Origin of the sequence: Marinomonas sp. PE14-40 (assembly GCF_051623805.1) — a bacterium.
Classification (GTDB): Bacteria; Pseudomonadota; Gammaproteobacteria; order Pseudomonadales; family Marinomonadaceae; genus Marinomonas.
Map to the genome: position 1 here is coordinate 1,779,680 of NZ_CP130700.1, position 19,825 is coordinate 1,799,504.

The window sequence follows — 19,825 nt, forward strand, 5'->3', positions numbered from 1 at the left end:
ATGCCTACAAGCCCTATTCTTTTCACCTTACTGATAGGCTTATTCACGTTATTCGCCTGTTATAAACTCTACTATGCTCGTAAACAAGCAAAAGCCAAAAGCTTAAGAGGGTTAGCTGCACTTACTCGTATAATAGATGTCATCAAGTTAACACAACAACATAGAGGACTTTATGCAGGCAGACTTAATGGACATGACATTAGCCAAGCAAGTCTAAAAGCAATTAGCACACAAATAAATCAGCATTATAATCAGCTTATGATTGCCCCAGATAAGACAGATAAAGCCTTAAAACGCCTTATCAAAAAGTCTCACCATATGTGGGAAACCTTACTAGTAAACCCAACTCAAGACGTAAATAAGAGCTTTCACCTTCATTCTAGCCTTATTCAACGACTGTTAGATTGCCTATGGGATATTGCTGATGAGTATGCATTGACCTCCCACTCTGATCAACATATACAAGACCTAGCTAACGACCTTGTTAGGACCTTGCCCAAATTAACTGAAGCGATAGGACAGGTAAGAGCGATTACGTTACAAGTAACAAACACTAAGTACTGCTCTGCAGATAAAAAGCTATTACTATTGTTTACCTTGGGAAAAATACAGCGAGACTTAATCCAGGTTAAACCTAAGCTACAACAACAAAGTTATGAGAATTTAGTCAATTTTATCGAAGAGGTCACTAAGTCCGTAGAAGATCAGGTTCTAAGCAACCGCAATCCAGACTCATTTTTTACTGAAGCTAGCTCTCATATTGATATTATTTTTAATAACATTCAAATGGGCCTGAATGAGTTAAAAGCTCAGGTCTTATTACAACCTAAGCAAAGAAAGAGAGCATAGCCATTGGCGTTATTGTTTCATGTATTTAAATTGAGATAACTTAACCCCAATTTCAACATTTGTTTTAAGCAGTGCTAACGAACGACTCAGTTTGCACTGCTCTAAGCCACCCTCTAGCATTTGCTTCATTTTAGGCTCGAATGATTCTAGGTTTTGATAAATGGCTTCAACCGTATTGGCCTGTGCTAAAACCTTCACAGCCGTTTTTGGACCTATACCTTTTACTCCAGGAATCTTATTTGTGGTATCTCCCACTAAAGCCCAATAATCCCCTAACATTTCAGCAGTCACACCGTATTTTTCATATACCCATTCTTTGTCATATCCCAATCTTGCAAAGTAGTCATATTGCAAAATATTAGTATCTCCTAGAAGCTGAGTGAAACCTTTATCTGTTGATATGATATAGGACTTAATATCATTCTGAGCAGCCTTAACAGCTAAAGTGGCGATTAAATCATCAGCTTCCCAACCACTTAATCTTAATGCTGGCACTTTATTAAAACGAAACAGTTTGGCAAATTCAGGCATAGCATTAAGCAAAATATCATCCATGGGAATTCGACCTAGTTTATACTCAGGGAACACCTTATGCCGCCAGGTTTGGCCGTTTGAATCGAAAACAACAACCGCATAGTCTGGATCGAATTGATGTAACAAGCGGCTTAAAGCATCAATACTCGTACTTTGAGTACGTTCAATACGCCGAACTGGATCTATCTCTTTTTCTAACGCAGCATATAAACGTCTAATTAAATTTAGCCCATCAATAATTAAGAAACGCTTTTGCACCCACTACCCTTACTTTTTAGATTAATTAATGTACATAGATTATCCAGTACAAGAGTGAAATAATATCAACATCTTAGTTCTGACCGATAACCGATGAAACTGACGTTCATATCGACATTTATAAGGAAATATCATGCGCTTTTACTACATTCCTGCCTGCTTCTTATTAATCGCTCCACTTGAACTTGCTGCTGAAAATACAATAAAGGCCGCAATAGGCCTAAACAGCAGTCAATTAATTGAGGAGCTTGATCAAGAAGCAGAGCTATCCTTTATGTCTATTGAGGGCAGCATCATACCACTCATTAATACTCAACCCATAGATTTAGGCCGAATTTATGACGATGGAAAAAATTGGCAAAGGCATATTAATCAGCCAGTTAAAGTCATAAACCGTCAGAATCAAAAAACTTACGAAGGTCGTTTATTACGCAGTAACCGAGAATTATTTGAACTCTTAGTTGCTGGACAAGTTATGCAACTCCACCTTTCAGACTACAACCTAGTAATGGACTACCAAGCAGCAAAATTAACCCCGCTGTTTACCCTCAATGATAAATTTACTTATCAAACTTATGATCTTAGCTGGCAGCCTCAACTTAGTATTTTTCTTGATGACGAGTATGCCGTTTTAAAACAAAGTGCTTTGATTCAAAATGCTTCATATAAAGATCTTGAGCTAGCCCATCCTATCCTTCAACTTAAACAGAGCCATCATGCACCTCAGCCCAGTATGAAAATGGCGAGAGGCCTTCAGATGAATGATATGGCTACTGAGTCATCTGGAGTAGATTATGTTAAAAATGAAATTACGGTGCCTACCAATCAAGACATTCGTTTAGGTGCGAGACAAACACTACTCTTTCCCTTTAAAGAACAAAAATTAAAATTAAATAAAATCCGCTCTGTTGCTGAGTTATACCCAAACCCAAGATCGAAAGCACAACAGGGAATACAGTTTGAGCAAAGGGCTGACCTGATATTAGAACAAGATGCGATGCCTGGTAACTATCAAACCTATTGGCAGTATAAAGATTACCTACTACCAGCAGGCATTACACAGCTTGAGCATTTAAGGCAAGGTAACCAAGTGACTTTGAAGATTAATCAAAGCCAAGATATTGAAGCTGAGTTAACCTTGGTAGAAGCAAGCTCGTTAAAGCTACCTGCGACTCAAACTTGGCAACTTTCCGTCAACAATTTATCCAATCAAAACCAAAACATTGACGTTTTTCATAATGCTAACGGCTTGATTGAAGATTACCAAGACTTATCTAAGCTACCTCTGACTCAACTTGAAATGCGTTCAGCTCATAGACTGAAACTAAGTTACCAACTCGTACCTAATGAAAAAATCAAGATTCAATATAAGTTAAACCTTACTCACTAAAGACTTCAGGGCCTCTTTAAAGAGGCCCTGAAGTATTACATTTTAGACATATCTGATATTCCATTTTGACAAGTGAAAGACTCCTACAATCTAAGTATCATTATCAAAATTTATTAACCCTAATTTATTAATCGAAATTTAATAATACGACTTTTATTGAGCTGAAGTATTCATATGAAAAAGACCATTATCGCCTCTCTTATCACCCTAGCTACGGCCTCTAGTATGAATGCCCAAGCTGAAAACCTATTAGAAGTTTACCAACTTGCTAAAATCAATGACCCAGGCTTGCGCTCTGCTGCAGCCTCTTATGAGTCTGAGAAAGAAGGCGTTGTGATTACCAAGGGGAGTTTATTCCCTAATATTTCATTTGATGCTGACCTTGGTTACACAGATACAAGCGCAGATTCGGGTGACTCTGATACCAATACCAACTCATTAAAAGTCAACCTAGATTACCCTATTTACTCTCCTGCTCTAGGGTATGCGGTTGATGCGGTTGAAATCGGTTTTGAAAGCTCTGGTGTGACCTATGCGAATACCGAAGAAGACTTAAGCTTTGAGAGCATCTCAGCTTACTTTGATCTGTTAACTGAAATGTCGAATCTCAATACCGCCAAGCAACAGGCTAAAGCCACAGCGAGCCAACTTGATCAAGTGAAACAGCAATATGAAGTGGGTCAGGTTGCTATTACTGACTTACATACCGCTCAAGCTGAGTACGACTCAAACATTGTTGATATTATCAGCGCTGAAGCCAATATGATTAACGCTCAAGAAACCCTGCGTCAATTAACAGGCAAACTCATTACTGATGTTCCAGATTTATCTAAGAACTACCCAATTAAAATGGACACAGACAAGACAGCGGGTTTTTATGTGGATCTGGCGAAAAAACAAAATAACGACATAAAAACACTAGCACTGGCTCACGACTCGGCTTTGACTAATATTGAAATTCAAAAGTCTAATGGCCGTGTTCCTACGGTGACGGTTTCAGGTAGTCTTACTCGTTCTGATCGTGACACGTCACCAACCTCAAGCGGTGATGGCGATAGCCTAGCAGCATTTATTGGCGTTAATGTCAGCATTCCTCTTTATCAAGGCGGTGCAATCAATGCGCAAGTGAGACAATCTGTTCATGATGCCGTTGCCGCTGAAGAGAACCTAGAAGATCAATTACAAACAACGGAACTAGCGGTTCGCTCTTTGTACCGAGATCTAAAAACTTCTGTGGCGCAAATTGCAGCACAGAAACAGCTGATTATCTCAAACGCCAGCTCATTAGAAGCGACTCAAGCAGGCTACGATGTGGGCACACGTAACATTGTTGAACTATTAGACGCGCAGTCTGATTTGTACAATTCTCAAGGCACACTAGAGCAATTAAGGTACAGCTTTGCGGTAAAACAAATGTCCTTGCTTGAATACACAGGCGAGCTTGATGAAGACAAAATCAAAGAGTTAAATACTTGGTTAGTTAACTAATTCTTTGCTTAGCACAAAAAAGGATGCCTATTGGCATCCTTTTTTGTGCCTTCTATAAACAATCATTTGAAATACATTGAGCTAAACAAAAATAGCGTAATTCTTAGTTACGCTTTTATTATAAGAGGCTTATAATAATCGCCATTTTTACAACTGGAATTGATGAGTCTCTTATGTCTGAAATCAGAACGCGTATCGCCCCATCACCAACAGGTGATCCACACGTAGGAACCGCGTACATCGCTTTATTTAATATGGCTTTTGCTCGCAAAATGGGCGGTAAGTTCATTCTTCGTATTGAAGATACTGATCAAACTCGTAGTACTCCTGAATCAGAAAAAATGATTCTAGATGCATTACGTTGGTTAGGTCTCGATTGGGCAGAAGGGCCTGATGTTGGTGGCGAGTATGGTCCATACCGTCAAAGCGAACGTGGCGACATTTATGCAGACTATGCTAAAGAGCTCGTAGAAAAAGGCCATGCATTTTACGCGTTTGAAACATCAGAAGAACTTGATCTAATGCGTAACGAGCAGAGAGAGCAAGGCCTTCAACCAAAATATGATGGTCGCGCCCTAAATTTAAGCGAAGATGAAGTACAAGCAAAACTTGATGCTGGTGTGCCTTATGTTATCCGCATGAAGATCCCAGAAGAAGGTATCTGCCGTGTGCAAGATATGCTTCGTGGTGAAATAGAGATAGATTGGACTCAAGTTGATATGCAAGTTCTGCTAAAAGCAGATGGCATGCCGACTTACCATCTAGCTAACGTTGTTGATGATCATCTAATGAAAATCACCCATGTTATTCGCGGTGAAGAATGGATAAACTCAGCACCTAAACACATTCTGCTGTACCAATACTTTGGCTGGGATATGCCAACGCTTTGTCACATGCCGTTATTACGTAATCCAGATAAGTCAAAATTGTCTAAACGTAAGAACCCGACGAGTATTCTTTATTACCAACGTATGGGCTATCTTGCTGAATCGGTTGTTAACTATTTAGGACGCATGGGCTGGTCAATGCCTGATGAAAGAGAAAAATTCTCTTTAGATGACATGATTGAACACTTTGATATACAACGTGTTTCTTTAGGCGGCCCTGTTTTTGATGTTGAAAAACTAAGCTGGCTTAATGGCTTATGGATTCGTGAAGACTTAAACCCTCAAGCCTTCGCTCAAAAGTTCCAAGAGTGGGCATTAAACCCAGAATACTTAATGCAAATTTTGCCATTGATCACACCTAGAATTGAAAAGTTCTCAGATGTTGCTGATGTTGCAGGATTCTTCTTAAAAGGTCACCTAGACATTAATGCCACTAGTTTTGATGGTCTTAAGCTTGAAGACGAGACATTAAGAAAAGCATTACAGTTTGCCACATGGAAACTTGAGTCACTAAGTAAGTGGGAAAAAGACGAAATCTTTAATGCCATGAAATCTCTTGCCCAAGTGATGGAAATCAAACCAAAAGACTTCTTTGCACCTCTGTTTGTTGCAATAGCAGGCACTACATCGTCAGTTTCTGTCTTTGACTCTATGGCAATTCTTGGTCCTGATATCTCAAGAGCAAGACTAAGAGCGGCTGTTAATGCAGTTGGCTCACCTTCTAAGAAAGAAGGTAAGCGTTGGGAAAAAGAATTCCAAGCACTTTAAACTTCGACTCTTAGATATAAAAAAACCGGCAGAAGCCGGTTTTTTTATATCTCATCAATACATTAGACAGTCGTGAATACACGTGTCTTACTATCAAGATGATCAACCAAATTATGAATTTGGTTAGTATTATCAGCAATAGTCGTAATTGAATCTGTATCTGCTTGTAACTGTTGAGCAATATTATCCATATCTTCACTCATGTGTACGGCAGTTTTAGACACTTCTTGAATTGACTGTGCCATATGGTTCGCAGAATCGGCACCTGTTCTGGCGTTAACTTCAATTTCACGCATAGCTTGTTCTGCTTTTTCACCCGACTCTTCGATTGCAAGAAGGTTCTCTTGGCCATTCTTCATCGTTGAGATAGCGGAGCTTGTAGACGTTTGAATCGTGCTTACTATGTCTGTAATTCTAGCGGTAGCATCAACTGTCTTCTCAGCAAGAGAGCGCACCTCATCAGCAACAACAGAGAAACCACGACCAGCTTCACCCGCTCGAGCGGCCTCGATAGCAGCATTAAGTGCAAGCAAGTTAGTCTGATTAGCCAAGTCATTGATCATAGAGATCACACCATCAATGTCTTTAGATAAACGACCTAATTCATTTAATTGGTCGCCTGTTTTATTAACAAACCCAACCGTTTTAGACAGATTAAACAGTGCTTCTTTAATTGTCTCTGCACCATTTTTCGCAGATTCATAAGTATCTTTAGACTGCACACTTAGGGTATCTGTTGTATCAGAAATACTTGAGATGGTGGTTGAAATTTCTTCAGTTGCAGCAGCTAATGAGTTGGTTTGAGTATTGATAGACTTGTTACTATCAGCAATGTTTGACACGGCTGTATTTAACTCAGAAACCATGTCATTAACTTCTGTGGTCGTTGTTACTACATCACTTAGCACTGACCCTAAGCCACCCGTCATTTCGTTGACCGAACCACAAAGCGCATCAAACTCATCATTTCTTTTCGCATTTATCGAAAGTCTTGCTGTTAAGTCACCCTCTTTCACTTTCACTAGATCACGAATAATTTGATTAAGTGTTTTATTTACACTCTTACCAATACCCATCATCATCAAGCCAGCAAACACAGCAACAAGAATACTCACACTAATGAGTGTGAAACTTGCTTGTTTAGAGCTTTCTTTAGCTAAGGTTTCAGCATTGCTGATTAGGCTTTTCAAATAGTCTGATGCTGCTGAGCGATTAGTAGCAAATTCAGCTTTTTGTGCTGCAAAGACTTGTTCTGCTTCATGAGTAATTGCATTTTGAACTGTCAATTTCTCAACGGCTGCAAGATAAGTCTTAATGCTTTCACCAAAACGCTCCTCTAAACCAAAGTTTTTAACTCGTTTAAAAAAGCTATTATATTTTTCAAGGAAGTAAGTACGGTTATCTTCAGTTGTTTCAAAGATATAGTTTTTCTCAGCTTCACGAACAGGTAGAAATTCTTGTTTAACCAAACTTAAAAAAGAAATTTCACCAAGTACGACTTCACCAAGAGAAGCAATCTCTCCTTTAATACCAGATTGGCCATCAAAACCTAAAATATGCCTTTGATGAACAATATTGGTTAACGAGTTAGAGTAACTCTCTAGACTTGCTTTAGCCGTTTCAAGTGTTGCACGACCTTCTTCGGTACCTATCTCACTAATATTTTGATCTAAACTTACTAAGAACGTTTCCTTGTTTGAATCAATACCCTCGATATACGACTCATAATTGTCATTATTAATAGTCAGTACACCTTCATACTTTTTCATCATGGATATGACAAGAGCATCAAGATTACTTTCTATTTCAGAGAGGTTTTGAAGACGGGAAGAAGTGGCTTGCTGAGTATTTAAACCATTTAACGCGACCAAAGTGACTACGACAAAACCACTTATAGCACAAAATAGTAAAATGGTGAGCTTAGCTCTAAAGCTGAGATTTACCAACATATTGCATTCACCTGATTAAGCTGCATTGAATTGTTACACGACGTTACATTAAATAATCTTTTTAGACTAATGTCTAAGAAGGGTAACTCATGCAATTTAGTATCGAAACAATTTTTTTAAACTTAACAATATTTTTTTGTTTAAATAATATTATCGCAACAAACTCCGTCTTGTTATTAAAAAAACCTTTATGTTCAGCACTCTATCCTTAGTACTTGGTAACAGGTTATCAAAATCTTTTCTATTTTCATACATTCAAATCTGAGCGCTAACATCTGGTTTTACAGCTCAACGATAGAATGCACTCTCTTTTTTGAAACAGAACCTTTACTCAACTTACAAAAGTCTTCATCAAGGTATTTGTAACAATCAGAAAATCACCTCTTTTTAAACCCAATTACTTAACTCAATCCTTTACCCTCTAAAAATAGAAAATAATTTTTTTAAACGCAAAAAAAAAGGTCCGATAATCGGACCCTTTTTTGATTTAACTTGGCTTAACTAAAATCAAGCCATCACTAAAGCAGTTCTACTTCTGGTTGGCACTATACCATTGACCAAGAAGATCTCGCTCTTCGTCTGTCATTTGCGTGATATTAGCAAGTGGCATTGTTTTCAGTACAACAGAACGCTGGAAAATACGTTCTTGTAGCGCATCAATTTGCTCTTGATTCTCTAATAAGATGCCAAGAGGCGCTGCTGTAAACATTTCAGAACTTGGCGTAGCAGCATGACAACTAGCACAACGCTCTACAATGATATCTTTCGCTTTTACATTTAATGCATGTTTAGCATCAACTGATTGCTCAACCGCTGCATTTGCAGTTACCGGTGGAACATAAGCGGCTGGCTTAGTAATGAAAGCTAAACCAAGTAATGCAACGACACCTACAGGTAAAATCCACGCTGATTTTTCAGGCTTATGCTGGATATTAAAGTGATGACGGATTGCCATACTAATCACAACCAAACCTAATAGGATTGCCCAATTATGCGTATCGCTAAACGTAGAAGGATAGTGGTTAGAGATCATAATGAACAAAATAGGTAGCGTTAAGTAGTTGTTATGACGCGAACGCAACAACGCCTTAGCACCGTATTTAGGGTCAACATCTTCACCTTTTTCTACCGCTGCAATGAGAGCTCGTTGAGAAGGCATAATAACATGCGCTACGTTACCCACCATCATAGTACCTATCATGGCACCGATATGGATAAATGCACCACGTCCACTAAACACTTGTGTCAGACCGTAAGCCGCTAGTGACATGAGTACAAAACCAACGGCCACTAACACTTGAGGATTGTTTGCTAACAAATCACATAGGTAGTGGTAAATCACCCAGGTTGCCACGATGACTAAGATACCTATTGCCACAGCCTGCCATGCTTCAAGCGCCATGACTTGTGGATCAATCAGGTACAGATTGGCATTCATGTAATACTGTACAAAGAGTAAAGCAATACCTGTTAACCAAGTTGTGTATGCTTCCCATTTAAACCAGTGCAAGGTTTCCGGCATTTTTTCCGGTGCAGATTTGTATTTTTCTAGACGGTAAATACCGCCACCATGAATGGCCCAAAGATAGCCAGAAATCCCTTCTTTTTGCTTGCCTGTTCTAACTAGGTTATTTTCCAACCAGTTAAAGTAAAAAGATGCGCCTATCCACGCAATACCAGCCGTGATATGAAACCAACGTACTAGTAAGTTTAACCATTCATTATAGTGGCCATCTAACATTTTAAACCCCTTCGAAACTCATTGCTGCAATTTGAATATCACTTCCTTCTGGAAAAAAGAATTCATCACAATTGTGCCCTTCTCCGATTCTGTCTACGACAAGAAAATCAGATACCTCTTCAAGCGCCAATAATGGATGATGCCAAGTACCAGTGAAGTAATTTACCCCTTGAGCCCCCGTCGCATAGAACAAACGCAACCTACTCAGATCTGGTTCCTCATCATTTAATGCAGGAGCAACGACCACAAGGTAGGGCCTTTGTTGCAACGGCATAAATGCTTGAGAACCTTTTGGATGACGCTCTAGCATTTCAATTTGCATTGGAAATTGCCTTGCATCCCCGCGAAAGATACTGATACCACCTCTTGCTTCACCTATTGTTTCCACTTCAGCAAGGTCGTGAAAGCGCTGTGTAGTGCCTCCATTGATTGCAAATTGGTTGGTGCATATTTCAGTATCAATTACTTGGCCGAAATCTGCAAAGGCATCTGCTGTTAGCGTTTCTATCTTCAGTTTCATCACGAATCCTGTTCTATTTAACGAGCCTAACATTTAGGCTCGTTATATTTTTCTAAATTAGTTTTTAACTGGCTTACCCATCAAGCGAATACGACTGACACCACCATCAGGGAAGATATTCATACGTACGTGAGTGATAACCCCAACACGGTTAAGTTCTTCAGCGAATACATGCTCAGCATCTGCAGATAAAGATTGCTTAGGTAGCAGTTCTTTCCAGTAAATACTTTGAGCTGCAAGTGTTGTATCAGGCAAGTCAGAAATATTTGCTACCTGCAAAGATAAGCCGTCAGGGAAGTTGCCTTTGAAGAAAGCCGTATCAATCGTAACAGACTCAACTTCACCAGGATGACCCAGTGCTAAAATAACCCAGTCATTGCCAGGCTCACGGCGACGGCGTGTTTCCCAGCCATCACCCATGTTAATGCCCTTACCAGGCATGATGATGTTGTGCATAGTACCGAAGTGCTCATCGTTACAAGCAAGTACACGGCCACCATTCTCAACAGCAACTAGGTCGATTTGCTTATCACCTGTTACTTCATCCCAACGTACTTCTGGCTCACCATAAACACGTAAACGAGCAATACCGCCATCTGGGTAGATATTGACACGTACATGGTTGTAAACCGTGTCGTCATTTACATCAACAAACAGTTGGTTATTACCAGAAAGCGCAATGTTCTCTGTAATTTCTGTCCACTGAGTATTTTCATCTGGGGTTGTTTCTGAGTAGCAAGCTTCGATCAAGGTCGCTGGTGCAAAGTTACCTGTAAAGAAACGAGTATCGATTTCAAGTGTCTTAATTTTGCCTGAGATACCTAGCTTGATAATACCATAGTCAAAACCTTCAGAGCGCTTACGACGGCTTTCCCAGCCATCCATCCACTTACCGTTATCATCATATTTGTCATCAATCCAAACTGGATCGTGATCCTGGATCATACGACTAATTGGCGCAAAGAAATCATCAGTTGCATACAGTGCTTCTGCACCTAAACGAGTAGATGCTAAATTCACTCCGTACCAAACTTTTTCAGTGTTAGACATGGTCTCTCCTAGAAAGGTTAATGAGGTTTTAATAAGGTTATCTCTTTGGTGAGAAGCTAAAAAAGTGAAGTATTCTCAAAACGCCAAAGATGAAATTTATGTTTCAATAATGCAACTATAATACATTTGTTTCACTATAACCAAATATTTTTTTTCATAACGCACTTTTTTCAATGAAAAAGGTATACTCTCAAGAACTTCTTAGCACTAAGAGCGAATTACTAATACGAATAGTAATTATTCCAAGTATTTTGATGCGGAACTGACTATTACCCATGCAAGACCTATCAATAGAACAAAGAATTAAGCAAATTTACGATCAGTTATCTCCAACGCAGCAAAAGCTGGCATCTTGCATATTGAATCATCAAGGTGACATAGCTACATATTCTGCCACTGAGTTAGCAAAATTAGCCGGTGTATCTAAATCAGCAGTGACACGCCTACTACAAAGGCTAGAGTACAAGGACTTTGGTGAAGTTAAGCGCCAAGTTCGTGCTGCACGTCGTTGGGGCACACCCATTGCAGAGAAGCAACCTGAGCATCAATCTATTTCGAATGTGTTTAGCGACTATATCCAGTGTGACCAAAACAATATTCAAAAAACATTAGAGTCCATTAAGACAAGTGATTTTGATGCCGCGGTTAAATCCATAGGCCAAGCACAAAGGGTCTATGTTATTGGTTACCGTAACAATCACGCTCTCGCGCTTCATCTACGCCAACAACTGACTCAATGTCGTGATAATGTCACCCTTCTTCCTCTTCCCGGCCAAACACTTGGTGAAGAAGTTGCCAGTTTCACGGCGAAAGATACTGTGATTATTATGGGTATTCGTCGTCGCCCTGCTTGGCTTAAAAACCTAATGATTACCTTAAGAAAACGTGGCATTTACCTCATTTATATTACGGATCATGCTGACGTAAATCCAAAAGAAGTCAGTGACATTCATTTCTCTTGTGTGGTTCGCGGAGTTTCCGCTTTTGACTCTTACGCCAGTGTTATGAACATTATCAGTGTCTTAGCAAATGGGGTTTACCAAGATAATTACAATGAGGCGAATGATAGAATTCAAGCCATTGAAGAGACTTATCAAACCTTAAACGAATTAGATATGGCCGCACTTAACAATGGTGCGCTAATCGATGAATTTGAAGCTTGAACTTTAAATAAAACATAATAAAAATTGATATCAATTAACTAGTAGTAACGCATTTTTAACGGAAACATTAATGAACTCACTTACCCTTGGACCGCTTTCCAACGCCAATGGCGAGATCCAAATCCCTGGATCTAAAAGCCTTTCAAACCGCATCCTTTTATTAGCTGCATTAGCAAAAGGTGAAACTAAGATCACCAACTTGCTAGACAGTGACGATATTCGACATATGCTTGACGCACTTCAAAGCCTAGGCGTAAATTATCAATTAAGTGATAATGGCACAAGTTGCACAGTACAAGGTGTTGCAGGTCCACTATCCAATGCTAACAAAGAGCCTATCTCTGCAGATTTGTTTTTAGGGAATGCTGGCACAGCAATGCGCCCACTCACTGCTGCATTATGCTTAGGTCAAGGCGAATATCTGTTGCATGGCGAACCTCGTATGCATGAACGCCCTATTGGTGACCTAGTCAGCGCACTACGCCAACTTGGAACTAATGTTGAGTATTTAGGCGAAGAGAATTATCCACCTCTTAAAATCCATGCAAATGGCATTCAAGGTGGTGAAGTATCTATTAAAGGTAATATCTCAAGCCAATTTTTGACAGCTATTTTAATGAGTGCACCGCTTGCACAAAACGACCTAACTATCCATGTCGATGGTGAACTTGTTTCTAAACCTTACATTGATATCACCTTACATGTGATGAAGCAGTTTGGCGTTACGGTTGAGAACAAGAATTATCAAAGTTTTGTGTTAAAAGGCAATCAGACCTATGTGAGCCCGGGTGAGATCATGGTTGAAGGTGACGCATCTTCGGCTTCTTACTTTTTAGCGGCTGCAGCTATCGCAGGCGGTACAATCAAGGTACATGGTATCGGCACAGACAGTGTACAAGGAGATGTAAAGTTTGCTGAAGTCCTTGCTGCTATGGGTGCAAACATTAGTTATGGCCCAACCTGGGTTCAAGCCAGTAAAGGCGAACTAAATGGTGTTGATCTTGATATGAACCATATTCCAGATGCCGCTATGACCATCGCTACCACAGCCATTTTTGCCAAAGGCCCAACGCGTATTAGAAATATTTATAATTGGCGCGTAAAAGAAACAGACAGGCTAAATGCTATGGCGACAGAGCTACGCAAACTTGGAGCCACAGTCGATGAAGGTGAAGACTATATCTATGTTGAACCCTTAACAGATGTACAGCATGCTGCAATCGATACCTACAATGACCACAGAATTGCCATGTGCTTTTCTCTAGTCGCTTTCTCCAATAGCCAAGTGACAATTAATGACCCAGGTTGCACTTCCAAAACCTTCCCAACTTACTTTGAACTATTTAATAAAGTCACGAGCTAGTTTATCCAAGTATAAAAAAACCAGCTAAGGCTGGTTTTTTTATACTTGGATAAACGATCAAACAAGATTACTTGTTTGACTTAGGCTCGCTCGATTCAATATCACCACTTTCAAAGGAGAAAATATCTTTCGTTCTATCCTTGGCGATTCGCGCTTTCATCCTTTGCGCAAACCTGTGCTTAATCAATTCAAGCTCTTCAATTTGAGCAAGGGTTAATAACTGATAAATTTCAACTTGCTGCTTAGCATACAGACGCATAACTTGAGTGCTAATATCGGCCTGTATACTTGCCGCATCAGAAACTTTTTGCATATAGTCAGCGTCACTTGGGCTCAACTCAGCAAGTAGCTGAACTTCTACCGCTATTTTTCCTTGTAAAATTTTTCTTTGATTTGAGTATCGAATAACAATATCTGACAAGGTGTTTTGAGCATCATTTGATAGATTTAATTTTCTCGCCAGAAAATAGACAACATGATCTGTCGGCATATCCATTGATGACCTTGTCACAACCGCTTTAGGGAAAATGACTTGCGGCATATCAGAAGGTTTTCGATATCTCGGGTTGTGAACAACATGCGGAGGAGGTGGAGGCCGACGAAGCTCTTTGAGGTCGTCAAGGATTTCACGCTTAAAACTTTCTGATTTCCACGCCACAAAAGCATAAGGTGACACGACTAATGCCAATAAGGTTAGCGCAATCAAAAAGCACCAGGTTTTAGTTAGTGTGATCACCATACAGCAAACTCCTTTTCAGGCAAATAATAGCCATGCTTTGATTATGACCATTAACCCGTCAAGATGTGTCAGTCTGAAGTAATCTTGCGGTAAAAAATTTAAAGTAATACATAAAAAAACCCTCAAATAAGCAAATGCTAAAGAGTAAGTGTCATACATTATATCGCTGTATCACACCCACAAGCACTTGCTAATTTAGAGGGTCCTAGATTAATTCAAAACGCGGTATTATTGAAGCCTAGTTAGCTTCTTCTTGTAACAAATACACCTCACTTCCCAAATCTTTAAACTGAGCTGACATATCATCCATCCCTTTACGAACGTCATTGGCATCAACATTGTGAACTTCGATTTTTGAATTGCGTTCAAGATCCGCGGCATAATCCCTAACTTCTTGGGTGATTTTCATTGAGCAAAACTTTGGACCACACATAGAGCAAAAATGAGCAACTTTACCTGACGCCTGAGGCAAGGTCTCATCATGATAAGCTCTGGCTGTTTCAGGATCTAATGCTAAATTAAACTGATCCTGCCAACGAAACTCAAAACGTGCTTTAGATAAAGCATTGTCTCGAATTTGTGCACCTGGGTGCCCCTTAGCAAGGTCGGCGGCATGAGCAGCGATTTTATAAGTAATCAAGCCTTGTTTAACATCTTCTTTATTGGGTAAGCCTAGATGCTCTTTCGGTGTTACATAGCACAACATAGCGCAACCATACCAACCTATTTGAGCCGCTCCGATACCTGATGTGAAATGATCATAACCAGGTGCGATATCTTGAGTCAGTGGTCCTAGTGTATAAAAAGGGGCTTCATGGCAGTGCTCAAGTTGTTCAGTCATATTATGCTTGATCATTTGCATCGGCACATGCCCAGGCCCTTCAATCATAACTTGCACATCATATTCCCAAGCAACCTTAGTTAATTCCCCTAGCGTTTTGAGCTCGGACATTTGAGCTTCGTCATTGGCATCCATAATAGAACCAGGTCGTAAACCATCACCAAGCGACAGTGAAACATCATATGTTTGACAGATTTCACAAATCTCACGAAAACGTTGGTATAAAAAGCTTTCTTCATGATGAGCTAAACACCATTTCGCCATTATTGAACCGCCGCGAGATACTATTCCTGTTAGCCTTTTTGCCGTCATTGGCACATAACGTAATAAAACACCCGCATGGATTGTAAAGTAATCTACACCTTGCTCGGCTTGTTCAATCAATGTATCTCTGAAAACGTCCCAATTCAGATCTTCAGCAATACCTTTCACCTTTTCCAGCGCCTGATAAATCGGTACTGTACCAATTGGAATCGGTGAGTTCCTCAGAATCCACTCACGAGTTTCGTGAATATTCTTACCTGTCGACAAATCCATCAGGGTATCAGCGCCCCAACGCGTTGACCAAACAAGCTTCTCAACTTCTTCTTCAATAGATGAGGTTAAGGCTGAGTTGCCTATGTTCGCGTTTACCTTCACTAAGAAATTACGACCAATAATCATTGGCTCTGATTCTGGGTGATTAATATTTGCAGGAATGATCGCTCTACCTGAAGCCACTTCCTGACGCACAAACTCTGGCGTGATAACTGTTTGAATATTAGCGCCAAAACTATGCCCTGGGTGCTGCTTTAATAAAAGCTCGCTTTTTACCGCCTGCATATTTTGATTCTCGCGAATCGCAATAAACTCCATTTCAGGGGTAATAATCCCCTGACGTGCATAATGCAATTGAGTAACTACAGCACCTGGCTTAGCCTTCACAACTTTTGGTAAGTTTTCAAACCTTAGGTCATCCAACCTTTCATCACTTAACCTTTGCTGAGCAAAATCAGAAGAGACGCCATCTAGTTCCTGTATATCATTACGTGCTTCAATCCACTTGCCTCGTGTGGATGCTATGCCTTTATAAACATCAATTTTTCGACTTGGATCTGAATAAGGTCCAGAGCATTCATAGACATAAATAGCTTCATTTTTTTCATAAGTGAAGTTAGCAGGATCTTTACCAATTGGCGTATCTGAAACATTAATTTTACGCATTGGTACTTGAATCGAGGTGTCACTACCTTGAATAAAAACACGTTCAGAAGCAGGAAAGGGGTTAGCTTGAAGCGAGTCAATAAAGGCTTTCGCCTTCAACCTAGCTTCTTCTCGTTTACTTTGTACCTCTGGTACAGCAATATTTGACTTAGAATTTGTTAACTCATTAGAAGACATAAGCAATCCTTTTAAATGAAAGAAGTGCTTGTCAGTCGTGCGTTTGCTTTCACAAAAATCATATCTATGATTTTTGCTAACACCAATCTTTATTAATGACATTTAGTCAAAATTAAAGAATGGAAAGCATTCGATGCAGATAAGAAAGAATGAAGATTTTCTTGTTCCCTACGCAGGTATTTAGCCCTGTTCAGGTTCTGCGGATCCCGTGCATAAACACGATCTCAGCCAAATGGCACTCCGACAAGTGGAAGCAACTATAAGGAGATTAGAACAAAAGTAAAGCCTTGATAACGTATTAACGGATTGTTTCGTCACTAGGAAGACTTGTACTTAAATGATTTTTTTGCAGTATTTCTTGGCTCAACTCATACAATGATAGAGGCTTATAAAGCAGAAAACCTTGGGCATATTCACACTTTAAGGTTTTAAAAAAATCATACTGAAAATGGCTCTCTATGCCTTCGACCACAACAACTAGATTGAGCATTTCAGCCATTTTCACAGATGCCTTAAGAATGACATCCTGACTATTACCAGGTACCAAGTTTTTCACAAAAGACCTATCAATTTTAAGGCCATCAAAGGGGTATTGAGTTAACCTTTCAAGAGAACTATAACCAGTCCCAAAATCGTCAATATAAATACCTATTCCATAGCTGCGAATGCGCCTTAATTGGCGGACTACACTCTCTTCCTGATCATAAATAGCCGTTTCTGTAATCTCTATTTTAATGTTTTTAGGCGTTAGCTGATTGACTTCCATAGACATCAATAGGTTGTCACAAACTTGATCTGACAATAGCTGCTTAGGTGATATGTTAATACTGACAAAGAGATTGGGGTTACCACTACTTTTTATCAAGGCTTTCAAATCATGACAAACATGATGGATTAACCAATTTGAAAATGGGTTAATCAAATTAATTTGTTCTGCAATGGCAATAAACTCAGCCGGAGAAACCTCTCCTAAGGTTTCATTTTTCCAACGTATCAAGGCTTCCATGCCTTTAATTTCACCCGTTTCAAAACATACTATAGGCTGGTAGTTAATATAAATCTCATTATGCTTAAGTGCGCTAAGGAGGTTATTTTCAAGTAGGCTCCTGCGCCTCTCAGATTCATTGAGACCCTGATTAAAAATAATAAAATCAGCACGTCCATTGCGCTTAACTTCATACATGGCCATGTCTGCTTGCTTCAGTCCTTCGCTGGCATTCTTAACACTTTCATCAAGCATGCTAATACCAATGCTGGCAGATATTTTAAAATTAAACCCATTACTAAAAGCAAAGGGTTTACGCATACCAGCAACCACTTTATCTGCAAGTTCATGTAACTGAGGCAACCCTGTTACATCTTTTAAAAACACAGCAAACTCATCCCCACCTAATCGAGTAATCATTTCATCTTGATTAAAACAAGCCTGTAAACGCCGTGAAAACTCGACTAAAAGTTCATCCCCTACATGATGTCCATATTGATCATTAACCGTTTTAAACTTATCTAAATCAATAAAGAAGATAGCACTTTGCCTGGCACTATTTTGATCAATAAATAATGACATCTGGGAGACAAAAGTTGCTCTATTCAACAGACCTGTTAATGAATCCATTTGCGCCTGATGCTTAAGTGCAGCCTCTACTTTTTTCTTTTCAGTCACATTTGCTATAAAGCCTTCATAATAGATTTCACCATTATCTTGCTGAGTTAAATATGCATTCTCAAGTAACCAAATACGCCTGCCAAATTGATCCTGACTTTGCCATTCAAAACCGATTACCCTTTGATCCTTTTTAAGTAAATTAATAAAATCTAGATATTGTTTAGGATCTAGGTACAATTGCTTACCGATATTTTTTACCTTAATACAAAGCTCGTCTTCGTTACTATAACCAAACGCAGTTGCATAAGCAGGATTAGCTTTTAGAAGGTTTCCGTTTAAACTCGCTCGATAAATACCATCTACAGACAACATAAATAGGTTTGAATATTCAGTTCGAACCTCTTTTAAACTTTGCCCCCTGTCTTTTAAAAGGCTCTCGATTTTATGCTCATAGCGCCTTGACCTATACACATAAAAAACAATGAGACTCGCCATTAGTGCGAGCATAGCAAGCAAAAGCTTTATTAAAGATCTTGGCTCGTTTTGAATAGGACTAAAAGGAGGGTAAATGATGAATGTCAGTTTATGACCTAACCATGAAAATGAATGAGTATCATAGGCTGAAGAGTCACTCACCCCTTGGCAAGCTAGCGCTTTAGATTGATAAAGCGAGTTTAAAGCAGTAGTAGAAGAAGATGATAGCGATAGATGAAAACAAGGTAGCGCCCTTACTTTATAAACGTCTGTATTAGTGTTTATAAAGCTTGTCAGATTCATGCTTACAAACAAAACACCCGCCTCTTTAATCGACACACTTGAAGCAATCGTACCTTTGAATGCTTCGGATTGACTTATATATAACGGATTAGCGCTAGTACTGCTTTCATATGGAAGTTCAAGCATTTGATATTGATTTAGGAGCTCAATCAACCCAGTGGAGTACTCATTAGCAGCTAACCAAACATAATTGAACACTTTTTTATCATATTTGGCTTGCTCCAATACTTGAGCGATATCTCTGTCTGAAAAGTTTTTTAAGCTCTTAAGGTGATTGACCAACTTTTCAACGTGCGAGGTTTGAAATAAAATTTGGCGATCTAAAGCGATGGATTGAATTCGATTTTTTCCAAAAGAATGAGCTGGGAGCGTCTTATCATTTGCAGAAAGAAAAGCATAGGTAAGCCAAGCGCAAATTGTGACAATTAGCGCTATAACAAAGATCATAGAGGCTGGCGATTTAAGCCATTTTGATAACAAATCCATAAGTTTTTTTTAATAGTCTAGCGATAATAGGCAAGT

At 39.4% G+C, this 19,825-nt stretch carries 14 protein-coding genes and 1 riboswitch; of the genes, 6 read left to right on the forward strand and 8 right to left on the reverse strand.

The window, feature by feature from the left end:
• Nucleotides 1-849: a hypothetical protein gene (locus Q0A08_RS08105; protein ID WP_438466134.1), complete on the forward strand. Its 849-nt coding sequence runs from the start codon at nucleotides 1-3 to the stop codon at nucleotides 847-849.
• A gap of 9 nt (nucleotides 850-858) precedes the next feature.
• Here the strand turns inward: Q0A08_RS08105 and xni are convergent, their stop codons facing one another.
• A complete protein-coding gene (gene xni / locus Q0A08_RS08110; protein WP_438466136.1) occupies nucleotides 859-1,641 on the reverse strand; it encodes a flap endonuclease Xni in 783 nt (260 codons plus the stop codon).
• Nucleotides 1,642-1,774: 133 nt separating this feature from the next.
• Here xni and Q0A08_RS08115 point away from each other — a divergent pair, with 133 nt between their 5' ends.
• From Q0A08_RS08115 to gltX, 3 genes are all read left to right on the forward strand, one after another.
• Nucleotides 1,775-3,031, forward strand: a complete 1,257-nt coding sequence (locus Q0A08_RS08115) for a hypothetical protein (RefSeq protein WP_438466138.1) — start codon at nucleotides 1,775-1,777, stop codon at nucleotides 3,029-3,031.
• 174 nt (nucleotides 3,032-3,205) lie between these two features.
• Entirely contained in the window at nucleotides 3,206-4,519 is a 1,314-nt protein-coding gene (locus tag Q0A08_RS08120) for a TolC family outer membrane protein (protein WP_438466140.1), read from the forward strand.
• Nucleotides 4,520-4,692: 173 nt separating this feature from the next.
• Nucleotides 4,693-6,174, forward strand: coding sequence for a glutamate--tRNA ligase (gltX, locus tag Q0A08_RS08125; protein ID WP_438466142.1), 1,482 nt, complete (start codon nucleotides 4,693-4,695; stop codon nucleotides 6,172-6,174).
• Between the two features lie 62 nt (nucleotides 6,175-6,236).
• Here gltX and Q0A08_RS08130 read toward each other — a convergent pair whose 3' ends face one another.
• From Q0A08_RS08130 to alc, 4 genes are all read right to left on the reverse strand, one after another.
• On the reverse strand, nucleotides 6,237-8,123 hold the full coding sequence (locus Q0A08_RS08130; protein WP_438466144.1) for a methyl-accepting chemotaxis protein: 1,887 nt from the start codon (nucleotides 8,121-8,123) through the stop codon (nucleotides 6,237-6,239).
• A gap of 529 nt (nucleotides 8,124-8,652) precedes the next feature.
• Nucleotides 8,653-9,864: a urate hydroxylase PuuD gene (locus Q0A08_RS08135; protein WP_438466146.1), complete on the reverse strand. Its 1,212-nt coding sequence runs from the start codon at nucleotides 9,862-9,864 to the stop codon at nucleotides 8,653-8,655.
• A gap of 1 nt (nucleotide 9,865) precedes the next feature.
• On the reverse strand, nucleotides 9,866-10,384 hold the full coding sequence (locus tag Q0A08_RS08140) for an ureidoglycolate lyase (protein WP_438466148.1): 519 nt from the start codon (nucleotides 10,382-10,384) through the stop codon (nucleotides 9,866-9,868).
• A gap of 57 nt (nucleotides 10,385-10,441) precedes the next feature.
• Entirely contained in the window at nucleotides 10,442-11,434 is a 993-nt protein-coding gene (gene alc / locus Q0A08_RS08145; protein ID WP_438466150.1) for an allantoicase, read from the reverse strand.
• A 275-nt stretch (nucleotides 11,435-11,709) separates the two neighbouring features.
• On the opposite strand from alc, the gene Q0A08_RS08150 reads away from it, so the two are divergent.
• Both Q0A08_RS08150 and aroA read left to right on the forward strand, forming a co-directional pair.
• Nucleotides 11,710-12,597, forward strand: a complete 888-nt coding sequence (locus tag Q0A08_RS08150) for a MurR/RpiR family transcriptional regulator (RefSeq protein WP_438466152.1) — start codon at nucleotides 11,710-11,712, stop codon at nucleotides 12,595-12,597.
• 70 nt (nucleotides 12,598-12,667) lie between these two features.
• The gene (gene aroA, locus Q0A08_RS08155) at nucleotides 12,668-13,960 is read left to right on the forward strand and encodes a 3-phosphoshikimate 1-carboxyvinyltransferase (RefSeq protein ID WP_438466154.1); all 1,293 of its coding nucleotides are present in this window, start codon (nucleotides 12,668-12,670) and stop codon (nucleotides 13,958-13,960) included.
• A gap of 67 nt (nucleotides 13,961-14,027) precedes the next feature.
• On the opposite strand, the gene Q0A08_RS08160 is transcribed toward aroA, so the two are convergent.
• The 3 genes from Q0A08_RS08160 to Q0A08_RS08170 all read right to left on the reverse strand — a co-directional run bounded on the left by Q0A08_RS08160 (nucleotide 14,028) and on the right by Q0A08_RS08170 (nucleotide 19,789).
• Nucleotides 14,028-14,699, reverse strand: a complete 672-nt coding sequence (locus Q0A08_RS08160) for a hypothetical protein (protein ID WP_438466156.1) — start codon at nucleotides 14,697-14,699, stop codon at nucleotides 14,028-14,030.
• Nucleotides 14,700-14,937: 238 nt separating this feature from the next.
• Nucleotides 14,938-16,920 (reverse strand): phosphomethylpyrimidine synthase ThiC, encoded by a 1,983-nt coding sequence (thiC, locus tag Q0A08_RS08165; RefSeq protein WP_438466158.1) that lies wholly within the window; start codon nucleotides 16,918-16,920, stop codon nucleotides 14,938-14,940.
• A 148-nt stretch (nucleotides 16,921-17,068) separates the two neighbouring features.
• Nucleotides 17,069-17,173, reverse strand: a riboswitch (TPP riboswitch).
• A gap of 45 nt (nucleotides 17,174-17,218) precedes the next feature.
• Complete coding sequence (locus tag Q0A08_RS08170) at nucleotides 17,219-19,789, reverse strand: putative bifunctional diguanylate cyclase/phosphodiesterase (RefSeq protein WP_438466159.1); 2,571 nt, start codon at nucleotides 19,787-19,789, stop codon at nucleotides 17,219-17,221.
• Nucleotides 19,790-19,825: the final 36 nt, after the last annotated feature.